The sequence below is a fragment of the Flavobacterium sp. DW-iso2 genome (assembly GCF_058725285.1).
On record NZ_JBZXDY010000030.1, the window covers coordinates 33,268 to 44,766 of the forward strand.

An 11,499-nucleotide genomic window follows, 5' to 3' on the forward strand; every position below is an offset into this window, starting at 1 on the left:
ATTCTTTTAAACTAAAAACGGACCTGATGAAGACTTTAAACGATTTTGATTTCAAAAATAAAAAAGCAATAATACGTGTTGATTTTAACGTGCCTTTAGACGAAAATTTTAACGTGACTGACGCTACGCGTATAGAAGCAGCAAAACCGACTATAGACGCTATCTTAGCGCAAGGAGGAAGCGTAATTTTGATGTCACACCTAGGAAGACCAAAAGGGGTAGAAGAAAAGTACTCATTGAAGCATATTTTGAAAACAACTTCTGAAGTTCTTGGAGTACCAGTGCAGTTCGTTTCTGATTGCGTGGGTGACCAAGCTACTGCTGCAGCAGCAAAATTACAGCCAGGCGACGTTTTATTATTGGAAAACTTACGTTTCCATAGTGAAGAGGAAGCGGGAGATGTTGCTTTTGCAAAACAATTAGCGGCACTAGGAGATATTTATGTGAATGATGCCTTTGGAACAGCGCACAGAGCACACGCTTCGACTATGATCATTGCCCAGTTTTTTGAAAATAAAAAATGTTTCGGATTGTTATTGGCCAAAGAAATAGAGAGTTTAAACAAAGTATTAAAAAATAGTGAAAAACCGGTAACGGCTGTTCTTGGTGGGTCAAAAGTGTCTTCTAAAATTACGGTAATTGAAAACATCTTGGATAAAGTAGATCACATGATTATTGGTGGGGGAATGACCTTTACTTTTGTAAAAGCCTTAGGTGGAAAAATTGGTAATTCTATTTGTGAAGATGACAAACAAGAATTGGCACTAGAAATCTTAAGATTGGCAAAAGAGAAAGGAGTGCAAATTCATATTCCAGTAGATGTGGTTGCCGCAAATGCATTTTCAAATGATGCCGAAACTAAGATTGTTGACGTAAATGAAATTCCTGATGGATGGCAAGGTTTGGACGCTGGCCCAAAATCATTAGCCAATTTCGAAAAGGTAATAATGGAATCTAAAACCATACTTTGGAACGGACCATTAGGCGTTTTTGAAATGGAAAATTTCGCTAATGGAACTATTGAACTTGGTAAATATATAGCAGCTGCTACTGCAAAAGGAGCTTTTTCTCTTGTAGGTGGTGGTGATTCTGTAGCGGCAGTAAAACAATTTGGTCTTGAGGACAAAATGAGTTACGTTTCGACAGGTGGAGGTGCAATGCTCGAAATGCTGGAGGGTAAAGTATTGCCAGGAATAGCAGCGATTTTAGAGTAGATACTCAGTTTTAACAATTTTTATAGAAGTTTGTAGTTATAACATATTATGTTTGTAAAAATAACGGTTCCTTAATCGTTTAGAATTAAGGATGTTGACAACATTAATATGACTATAAAAAATATATCACTATCCTTCATTTTATTAACATCAATTCCTTCGTTTTCGCAACAATTTGTAGAAAACAAAGGAATTGTTAGTATAGAAACAAATCTATCGTACCTAGATTCCATTAAAAAAACCTTCGTAAAAGACGATATGGCTGCTTGCGTAGACAGTTTGTGGATGAAGGAATTGACCAATCTAGAGTTGTACAATGACATCACCTCTGATATTGAAAATATCAATATGGATGCGAAGGTAGATTATGAATTGCCTACAGCGTTGTTAAAATCAAGATTGGAAGCCATGAACGCAAAATCACCTTTCAAGATTGAATACAATCAGAGTCTGGAAAACGTGATTAAATCCTTCCTGAAGTACCGTAAACATTCATTTGAACGATTAATGGCAATTTCAGAATATTATTTCCCCATGTTCGAAGAGGCTTTCGCCAAAGGAAATGTGCCATTAGAGATAAAATACCTTGCCGTTGTTGAATCAGCATTAAACCCGAAGGCAGTTTCTAGAATGGGAGCCACCGGATTGTGGCAGTTTATGTATCAAACGGGGAAGCAATACAACCTAAAGATCGATTCATATGTTGATGAGCGAAGTGATTCCTTAAAAGCGACCGCTGCTGCTGCAAAGTATATGTCTAATATGTATTCCATATTTGGAGATTGGGAGTTGGTATTGGCATCGTATAATTCAGGACCCGGAAATGTGTCTAAAGCAATCAGACGATCTGGAGGAAAACAAAGCTATTGGGACATTAGAAAGTATTTGCCTAAAGAAACACAAGGCTATGTTCCTGCTTTTTTAGCAACGATGTACTTATATGAATACCACAACGAGCACGGAATAAAAGCAGATAGAGCAGTGGTACAGCACTTTGCCACGGATACAATAATGATCAAAAAGCAAATGTCATTCAAGCAAGTTGCTGATTTATTAGATGTTCCCGTTTCGCAATTGCAACTACTAAATCCGTCTTACAAATTGAATATCATTCCTTTTTATACAGACGAGAATCATTATTTAAGATTACCAACCGAAAAAATAGCAGCGTTTGTTTCGAATGAAGAAAAAATGTATGCGTATGTACAACATGAAATAGACGTTAAGGAAAACCCTTTTAGAAATTCAAGAGCTATAGCAAAAAGTGATGAAAGCAGTACTGAAACAAAAACAGTTACCCAAACCAAAACAAAATATTACAAAGTAAGGCGAGGGGATAATCTTGGAGCGATTGCTAACAAGTATGACGTCGCTGTTTCCGAAATTAAGAAATGGAACGGACTGAGAAGCAACTCCATTGCATACGGAAAAAGTTTAAAAATCATTACTACCGAAAGCGTTGTTCAAACCGTTAAAAAAGAGCCAAGGACGGAGATTGCTTCTGTAGACCTAAAAAAAGTAGCGAAGGAAGTTAAAGCTATAAAAGAAGTTAAGACTGATACAGTTGCTACTAGTAGTACCAATTATTATAGTGTTCAAAAAGGAGATAATTTAAATAGCATTGCTGAAAAAAATAACGTTAGCGTAGCGCAATTAAAAGAGTGGAATCACCTTAGTAACAATTCGATTCAACTAGGAAGTTCTTTACTAGTTAAGGGTACTGAAAGTGACACTAAAGAAGTTGTTGCTTCTACACCGGAGTTGAAAAACATTGAATATACAGTTGAAAAGGGAGACAACCTTGGAAATATAGCAAAGAAATTTGGTACTTCTTTAGCAGATTTAAAAGAATGGAATCAGTTGTCAGATCATACTATCGTTTTAGGTAAGGTGTTGATTGTGGCCAAAAATGAAATTGCTATTAATACGGCGCAAGCCTCGGTTGATTCATTCAAAAAGAAAGACAAAACTGCTGCAGTCACTAAAAAAATAGCAAAGGATTATTTTGTTCAAAAGGGCGATTCTTTATATAGTATAGCCAAAAAATATCCGGGGATAACGATTTCAGATATTAAAAAATGGAACGGTATTCGAGATGAAAAAATCACACCAGGAATGAAATTAAAAATCAGCGGGTAGTACGTTTAACTTCCATAATTTGGGTTTTATTATAAAATGCAATTTGAAAGAATAAACCCCATGTTGTAATGCTCCTTATTTCGCCCACTACCGCAGGAATCCTTTCGTGCTGTACTATCTTGATAACCCTATATGATTCAAACCGTTATGCATCATACATTCTAAACACAACTCTCTTGATTTATGGAACTTATAATTTCTACGTATTACTTATAAATAAGATTATTCTGTAATTATAAAAAATCAGTATTTAGTATAGGATTCGTGCGTAGTGTGGAGCAGTAATTTTTAATGCTTTAGACTTTTTATTGTGAGATTATTTCGATATTCTTTTCCTAACTATTTCAGGATCTCTACTTGTGTGCAAAACACCAAAAATAATAATTCGTTTCTGTTCTTCCTCAACTAAATAGAAAACAGCATAAGGAAAACGAGCCACTAAAGATTGTCGTAACTCTTTATATTTTAGCTGATAATGGTCTGGATATTCTCCGATGTAATCAATCTCTTTATTAACTTCTATTTTAAATTCTTTGGATAATGTTTCGTTTTTATCGTGATACCATTTTTTAGCCTTTCGCAAATCTGTGTGTACGATTGGCAGTAATTTGATATTATAACTCATTACCAATCATGCTTTACATCTTCCCAATCTAAAACATTGTTAGGATTGTTTTTATAGCTTTTTAAACGATTGTCTAATTCTTTTTTATGTGCAACAGAGACTTCTTGATTTTCTTCTTTTTCTTGTTTCAAAACGCGCTCTAAAGCCGTCATGGTTTTTTCTTTTTCAATACTAAATAATTCTTGTATAAAATTATATTTTCGCGTTTCTAAATCCATGGTGCTTAATTTTTTACTTCTGTAAAGATACAATTTTTGTTTCATTTTTTTTGTTTTGCTTAATCGAATGAAAACTATTGTAAAAATCTAAATACGCTCCTAGGTGTTCCTTAAAAAACGAGCGTTTTTAGAAGTTAGGATGGTAGCGCAGTCTCTCGGCTTAGTACCCGCAATAGTAAGTAATATCAAACAGAAACGAGAAACCGCTGCAGTCACTAAAAAAATAGCAAAGGATTATTTTGTTCAAAAGGGCGATTCTTTATATAGCATAGCCAAAAAATACCCAGGGATAACAATTTCAGATATTAAAAAATGGAACGGTATTCGAGATGAAAAAATCACACCAGGAATGAAATTAAAAATCAGCGGGTAGTATGTTTAGAGGATTGATTGGGTTCAGGTTTTCTAATTTAAAGATTAAGTTAAAGCAACATGTAGGAGTGTTGCTTTTTTAGTTTTACTAAAAAGAGGAAATTTATTATAATAGTCAGTATTGAAATTTTTTTGTTTTGGATAAAACCCTTTTTGAATTCGAATTATTCGAATTGTGTTAAATGTATAAAAAGTGGAACGATATTCGCGATGAAATAATTAAACCCAGAATGAAGTTAAAAATTAGCGGATAACTCGTTTAACTTCTATAAATTTGGATTTTATTACAAAATGCAATTCGAATGAATAAATCCCTTTTTTTAATACTCTCGATCTCTGTTCTAGTTTTTTCTTGTAAAAAGGAGAATAGGGACGGTATTCGTAAAGCTACAGGAAAGGTCAACAACATTTCTGTTATAATTGATGATCAAGAGTGGAACGGCGAGATAGGAGACAGCATTAGAAATAAGTTTGCTTCTCCGGTAATTGGATTGCCACAGGAAGAGCCTCGTTTTACCATAAATCAATATCCGGTTAAACTTATGGAAGGATTTATGGTGGACAGCCGAAACATTATTATAATAAAAAAGGAAAAAAATAATAATTTTGTCGTCAAGAAAGATCAATATGCCACACCTCAAAATGTGTTTCATATTTCAGGAAAAACTAGCGCTGATATTTTAGATATTATTGAAAAAAACACGCCTAAAATAATTCAAATTATAAGGCAGACAGAAATTGAGGAAAGCCAAAGAATTAATAAAAAATCGCTTCTTAACCCAAGAGTTGTTAGCAGTAAATTCAACATCAGCTTAGACATTCCGTCTGACTATGAATATATGGTTCAGGATTCTAATTTTATTTGGCTAAAGAAAGAATTAGTGAGTGGGAACACTAGCGTATTAATTTATCAAGTACCACTTAATGCTATACAAAACAAGGGTAATTTGATTTCAAATATTATTAAAACCAGGGATTCTATTGGTGCTTTATACATTCACGGGAAAGAGCCCGATACGGATATGATTACTGAAGAAGCGTATGCGCCCTATTTTTTTAAGATTAAACTGGACGGAAAAGTAACGTATGAAATTAAGGGAACCTGGGAATTGAGGAATGATTTCATGTCAGGGCCTTTTATTAATTATGCCGTTTTTGATACAGAAAATAATAGAGTGTTGTTTCTGGAAGGATTCTGTTATTCACCATCAAAAGAAAAACGCGATTCGATGCATGAATTAGAATCCATTATAAAATCAGTTACCGTTTTGAAAAAGGAATTGTAAATTTGTGCCCCTTCCCAAACCTAAATTTTAAAATAAAAATAAACTATCCATGGCAATACAATGGAAAATAAAGCCTTTTGAGGCACTTTCAGTAAATGAACTTTATGATTTACTTAAACTACGAAGTGAGATCTTTGTAGTGGAGCAAAATTGCGTCTATCTTGATCTTGATGGTAAGGATAAGCTGGCGTTACATCTTTTTGCAGAGTTTGAAGGAAAAGTGGTGGCTCATGCCCGACTTATCAAACCCGGAATCAGTTTTGATAACGCTTCGATAGGAAGAGTGGTTGTTGATGCTCATTACCGTGACCGAAAATGGGGACATGATTTGATGCGGGAAGCGATCGCTGGGATAGCGCAACATTACGGGGAAAGTAAAATAACCATAGGTGCTCAATTATACCTCAAGAAATTCTATGAAAGCCACGGATTTGTGCAAACTAGCGATATGTATCTGGAAGATGATATTCCACACATTGATATGAAAAGGGAGTAGAGCTATATTTGTACTAAGAAACGCAACGTTGCTTTCAAAATTCTTCTCGTTTTCCAGAAAGGAATTTAGTTTCAACACCCTTATTAGCAAACTTTTTGACTAATAGGCGTAACTATAGAAAAGCATTACATTTTCAATATGCTTTTATAGTCAGCGGTATTGTTTAAAATACCGATAGATTTTTTTATCTCAGAATTGGTTTTTACATAATATTGATAAAAACCTTCCTGATATTGATATCGTTTAATAATTTCATCAACAAGCAGACCTTTTATTTCTTCTTGGTTTTTATCCAATAGCATTTCTTCGCTTTTTTGTAGTGTTGCAAGGAGTTGTTGGTATTCTGTAATAATGGCAGCATCTATCTTTTCTTTTTTGGCTACAGCCAAAGTATTTTTTAATGCCTGTTCTGTTTCCGTGTTGAAAGAGATTTTTTCAGTTTTTAAAAACTGTTTGAAATCTAAAAAGTCTGTATTTGAAAAAGAAGGTATCTGAATTCCTAAATTTGGATTTTTATAGTAGTAAGCAGTTGCAAAATTGAAAATTCCGTCATTTTTCAGCAATGCATTAGCAATGGTACTTGTTTTTGTTTCTTCCATTTGGATGTCTGGCAAAACACCGCCGCCGTCATATACGTTTCTTCCTTTTCTGGTTTTAAAGCTATTGTAATTTTTTTCATCCGTTCTGATGGCTGCTCCATTTTTGTCTTTATGGGCATAGTCTAAGGCTTGAATGCATCTTCCTGAGGGAGTGTAATATTTGGAAATGGTTACTTTTAATTGGGTATCGTATGTTAATTCTATTTGTTTTTGTACTAAGCCTTTTCCAAAACTACGACTTCCCACGATTACGGCACGGTCTAAATCCTGTAACGCCCCTGCAACAATCTCTGATGCCGATGCACTTCTATCATTTATAATAATAATCAATGGAATTTCCAGATCTACTGGTTCCATTGTCGTTTTATAAGTGTTGTTGTGTTTTTCGATTTTCGATTTTGTGGTTACGATAATTTCGTTTTTCGCGACAAACAAATTACAGATGTTAATTGCTTCATTTAGTAAACCTCCCGGATTTCCTCTTAGGTCTAGAATAATTCTTTCAGCACCTTGTCTCTTTAGTTCTTCTAGCGCTTGTTTGGTTTCTAGGGATGCTTTTTTATTAAAATGAGACAAAACGATGTATCCTGTTTTTGCCTCTATTTTCGAAAAAAACACGACTGATTTTATTTCGACTTCGTCCAGAATAATTTGTGCCGTATTTGTTTTTCCCTGGCGATTGTATTTTACGTCAATTTTAGTATTTTTAGCTCCTTTGATCAGTTGGGAGGCATCGTCTTTGAAGTCGGACAAAAGAACATCTCCTATTTGTATGATTTCATCTCCGGGCTTTAAGCCAGCTTTGTCTGCAGGGAAATCTTTGTAGACTTCGCGAATGATTATTTTATCTTCTCTTCGGGTAATCAAAGCGCCAATTCCAGTATATTCTCCGGTATTGTTTATTTTAAACTTTACCACTTCTTGTTCATTGAAATAAACCGTATAGGGATCTAAGCTAGCTAACATACCTTTGATGGCATTGTTCATTAAATCGCCGGGATTTGTCTCATCAACATAATTAGTATTCAATTCCTTGAAAAGGGTCGTGAATATCTCTATTTGCTTTGCTATTTCAAAAAAGTCGTTTTTGAAACTGGCCCCTAGAAATAATAATGCCGAAGCAACTACAGGAATGATATATCTTTTTTTGAATATAGAAATCATGATTTTAATTTAAGATGTACTAAATTAGTAATAAATCATCAATAATGAAACTTGAAAAGGAGCAATCTCATATTCATAGGTTTAAAATAGTACGGATTATTCTTTTACAAGATCGTTGTTTGTTTCTGACTGCTCTTTCTTACCGTGTTGTGCGATAAATTTTTCAAACAACTGGATCGTCTTGGTGTTGATTTCTTCATAAGACAAGCGGTCTTTGGTTTGGTAAAAAAACATGAAAGAATACGGCAAGTCTAAGTTGTCAGTAAGGATATGTTTGTTCAGGCGGTAGGTCTCGCGCAGGACACGTTTGAAATAATTTCTATCTACTGCTTTTTTGAAGTTCCGCTTAGAAACAGAAACGCCCATTTTCATTTTCTCACCATCAATCGATGGTCCGCAATGGAACACGAGTCGTAACGGATATTTAGATATAGATTTTCCTTCAGAAAATAACAATCCTATTGTGATTTTACTTTTTAGTTTTTCTTTTTTGGGGTAAGTGAAATTCATTATTGTTAAAAACAGGGATTATAGGGTGCAAAGGTACAATTAAACCCTAAACGCTATTATTGTTTAGGAATTAAATAGCAGTAAAAATATATTTCCTACTTTTGTGGCTTAAATTTTTAGCATGGAAAAAATAATATCGTATCCCATATCTGTAATATATTATTTGTTATTTGGTCTTACGTTGGTCATTTTTCACCCTATTCAATGGGTTTGTTTCAATATTTTTGGATACCAAGCCCATAAAAAAAGTGTGGACTACATGAATTTTCTTTTCGTGAGATTCACGAACCTTTTGGGAACAACCTATAAATTTGAAAATATAGAAAGTGTGCCCAAAAATGCACCAATTATATTTGTTTCTAATCATCAAAGTATGTACGATATCATCGCAATGATTTGGTATTTACGTAGATTTCATTGTAAATTTGTAAGTAAGAAGGAATTAGGCAAAGGAATTCCAAGTATTTCCTTTAATTTGCGTCATGGAGGTTCTGCATTAATCGATAGAAAAGATCCTAAGCAAGCGATTCCTGCGATTAAAGGATTAGGGGAGTATATAGAAAAGTTCCACCGTTCGGCAGTTATTTTCCCAGAAGGAACTCGAAGTAGAACAGGGAAGCCAAAAGAGTTTGCGCAAACCGGTTTAAAGATATTATGTAAGAACACCCCTTCGGCTTATGTCGTTCCGATAAGTATAAACAATTCTTGGAAAATGGTTAAATTTGGATTTTTTCCATTAGGTTTAGGAAATCGCCTTACCTTTGTATTGCACAAGCCATTACTAGTCAGTGAATATGAGTTTGATGAATTAATGGAGAAGACAGAAAGCGAAGTAGTAAAAGGAATAAAATTTTAATTTATATAAAATGTCAATAAAAAACATTCGATTAGAAGTGATGCAGTTTTTGGAAAAAAATGTGGATACCTTCGTTGATCAGTACTTAATACCAGTTGAAAAAATTTGGCAACCATCTGATTTTTTACCTAATTCTGAAGGAGATAATTTTTTTGAAGAGGTTAAGGAATTAAGAGAAATTGCTAAAGATTTACCATATGATTTTTGGGTAACCTTAGTTGGTGACACGATCACTGAGGAAGCTTTGCCAACTTACGAATCGTGGTTGATGGATGTAGAAGGTATCGACCAAGTAGAAGGTGGAGGAAACGGATGGTCAAAATGGATCAGACAATGGACTGGTGAAGAAAATCGCCATGGAGATATGTTGAATAAGTATTTGTACTTGTCAGGGCGTGTGAATATGCGTGAGATTGAAATGACAACACAACACCTTATCAATGATGGTTTCGATATTGGAACCGGAAGAGATCCTTACAAAAACTTTGTATACACCAGTTTTCAAGAGCTTGCCACTTATGTTTCTCATAATAGAGTGGCACAAATGGCTAAGAAATATGGGGACAATAAATTGTCTAAAATGTGTAAAATGATTGCTGGCGACGAGATGCGTCATCATCATGCATACAGTGAATTTGTGAATAGAATTTTCCAAATAGATCCTAGCGAAATGATGCTTGCTTTTCAATACATGATGAAAGCTAAAATTGTTATGCCAGCGCATTTCTTGAGAGAATCAGGACAAAAAATTAGTACTGCTTTTGAGCAGTTTTCAGATTCTGCACAACGTATCGGAGTTTATACTGCAGCAGATTATGTTGATATCATGCAAAAGTTAATTGTAAAATGGGAAATAGACCAAATTACTGGATTAACAGATGAGGCAGAGAAAGCGAGGGATTATCTAATGAAATTACCAGGTAGAATGGCTAGAATTTCAGAAAGAATCGTTATTCCTCAAGAATCGCATATTTTCAAATGGGTAGAACCAGCAAGATTATAGTTTTCAGTCAAATAGAAGATTAATGAATGTTGATTTTGGAATTTTGGGATCACCATTAAAAGAAAATACAGATGTTGATTTTTAAAGTGTAACTGCTTTAAGAATCAACATTTTTTTATAAAATTATATAAGATGGACAACACAGATATTATTAGCAAAACAATCATTTTTGTTAAAGAAAAATTGAAAAATGCCGAAGGTGGCCACGATTGGTTTCATATCGAAAGAGTCTATAAAAATGCCCTGCTGATTGCAAAGGATGAGGTTTGTAATGAGACCGTTGTAAAACTGGCGGCCTTGCTTCATGATATTGCAGATAGCAAATTCAATGATGGAGATGAAACTCTAGGTCCAGAAACAGCGAGAGCGTTTCTGGAGTCAGAAGATGTAGACGAAGAAATTGTCATTAATGTGATTAAAATCATCGAGAACATTTCCTATAAAGGCGGTAATTTTCAAAAAGAATTTACATCTGTCGAGTTAGATATTGTTCAAGATGCAGACCGTTTAGACGCCCTTGGAGCAATAGGAATAGCGCGAACGTTCAATTATGGAGGTTTTAAAAATAGAGTACTGTACGACCCTGAAACTGCTCCGAATTTAAAAATGACAAAAGAGGAATATAAAAATAGCGATGCACCTACGCTGAATCATTTTTATGAAAAGCTGTTCTTACTTAAAGATAAAATGAATACACCAACCGGCAAACAAATTGCCTTAGAAAGACACCGTTTCATGGAAATATTTATTTCTCAATTTTATGCGGAATGGGATGGGGAGAAGTAAGTGAGGAGTGTTCAGTTTCTCGGGCTCTTAAAGTAGAACTGCTCTATTCAAAAAAACTACTACTAATCACTAAATATCTGACCACTGAATACTATTAGATTATCAACATAAGCAACTGATTACTAAAAAACTGAACACTGAATACTACTAAATTATGGATCAAGACAAAATGTTGTGGGGAAATATTAAAATCTTGATATTTGTGTTTCCAAATTATACCAAATGCAAGAC

12 protein-coding genes are annotated in these 11,499 nt (G+C 34.3%); 8 read left to right on the plus strand and 4 right to left on the minus strand.

All coding sequences use genetic code 11. From position 1 onward, the window contains the following. The first annotated feature begins 26 nt into the window (after positions 1 to 26). Positions 27 to 1,214: a phosphoglycerate kinase gene (locus tag AC4PRO_RS16080; RefSeq protein ID WP_492118100.1), complete on the plus strand. Its 1,188-nt coding sequence runs from the start codon at positions 27 to 29 to the stop codon at positions 1,212 to 1,214. Positions 1,215 to 1,322: 108 nt separating this feature from the next. After that, positions 1,323 to 3,353: a LysM peptidoglycan-binding domain-containing protein gene (locus AC4PRO_RS16085; protein ID WP_492118101.1), complete on the plus strand. Its 2,031-nt coding sequence runs from the start codon at positions 1,323 to 1,325 to the stop codon at positions 3,351 to 3,353. Positions 3,354 to 3,669: 316 nt separating this feature from the next. Here the strand turns inward: AC4PRO_RS16085 and AC4PRO_RS16090 are convergent, their stop codons facing one another. Both AC4PRO_RS16090 and AC4PRO_RS16095 read right to left on the minus strand, forming a co-directional pair. Further along, positions 3,670 to 3,978 carry a type II toxin-antitoxin system RelE/ParE family toxin gene (locus tag AC4PRO_RS16090; RefSeq protein WP_492118102.1) on the minus strand — a complete coding sequence of 103 codons (309 nt, stop codon included), beginning with the start codon at positions 3,976 to 3,978 and terminating at the stop codon, positions 3,670 to 3,672. Then, on the minus strand, positions 3,978 to 4,241 hold the full coding sequence (locus tag AC4PRO_RS16095; protein WP_492118103.1) for an addiction module protein: 264 nt from the start codon (positions 4,239 to 4,241) through the stop codon (positions 3,978 to 3,980). Before AC4PRO_RS16095 ends, AC4PRO_RS16090 begins: the two co-directional genes overlap by 1 nt. 58 nt (positions 4,242 to 4,299) lie before the next feature. On the opposite strand from AC4PRO_RS16095, the gene AC4PRO_RS16100 reads away from it, so the two are divergent. From AC4PRO_RS16100 to AC4PRO_RS16110, 3 genes are all read left to right on the plus strand, one after another. After that, complete coding sequence (locus tag AC4PRO_RS16100) at positions 4,300 to 4,569, plus strand: LysM peptidoglycan-binding domain-containing protein (RefSeq protein ID WP_492118104.1); 270 nt, start codon at positions 4,300 to 4,302, stop codon at positions 4,567 to 4,569. A 301-nt stretch (positions 4,570 to 4,870) separates the two neighbouring features. Beyond that, a complete protein-coding gene (locus AC4PRO_RS16105) occupies positions 4,871 to 5,854 on the plus strand; it encodes a DUF4837 family protein (RefSeq protein ID WP_492118105.1) in 984 nt (327 codons plus the stop codon). 49 nt (positions 5,855 to 5,903) lie between these two features. Next, on the plus strand, positions 5,904 to 6,350 hold the full coding sequence (locus AC4PRO_RS16110) for a GNAT family N-acetyltransferase (protein ID WP_492118106.1): 447 nt from the start codon (positions 5,904 to 5,906) through the stop codon (positions 6,348 to 6,350). Between the two features lie 125 nt (positions 6,351 to 6,475). Here the strand turns inward: AC4PRO_RS16110 and AC4PRO_RS16115 are convergent, their stop codons facing one another. Both AC4PRO_RS16115 and AC4PRO_RS16120 read right to left on the minus strand, forming a co-directional pair. Further along, positions 6,476 to 8,113: a S41 family peptidase gene (locus tag AC4PRO_RS16115; RefSeq protein WP_492118107.1), complete on the minus strand. Its 1,638-nt coding sequence runs from the start codon at positions 8,111 to 8,113 to the stop codon at positions 6,476 to 6,478. 96 nt (positions 8,114 to 8,209) lie between these two features. Continuing rightward, positions 8,210 to 8,623, minus strand: coding sequence for a ribonuclease P protein component (locus AC4PRO_RS16120; protein WP_492118108.1), 414 nt, complete (start codon positions 8,621 to 8,623; stop codon positions 8,210 to 8,212). Between the two features lie 121 nt (positions 8,624 to 8,744). Between AC4PRO_RS16120 and AC4PRO_RS16125 the strand changes: the two genes are divergently transcribed. From AC4PRO_RS16125 to AC4PRO_RS16135, 3 genes are all read left to right on the plus strand, one after another. Beyond that, a complete protein-coding gene (locus AC4PRO_RS16125; protein WP_492118109.1) occupies positions 8,745 to 9,479 on the plus strand; it encodes a lysophospholipid acyltransferase family protein in 735 nt (244 codons plus the stop codon). Positions 9,480 to 9,489: 10 nt separating this feature from the next. Further along, positions 9,490 to 10,482: an acyl-ACP desaturase gene (locus tag AC4PRO_RS16130; protein WP_074720236.1), complete on the plus strand. Its 993-nt coding sequence runs from the start codon at positions 9,490 to 9,492 to the stop codon at positions 10,480 to 10,482. Positions 10,483 to 10,614: 132 nt separating this feature from the next. Next, entirely contained in the window at positions 10,615 to 11,268 is a 654-nt protein-coding gene (locus tag AC4PRO_RS16135; RefSeq protein ID WP_492118110.1) for an HD domain-containing protein, read from the plus strand. Positions 11,269 to 11,499: the final 231 nt, after the last annotated feature.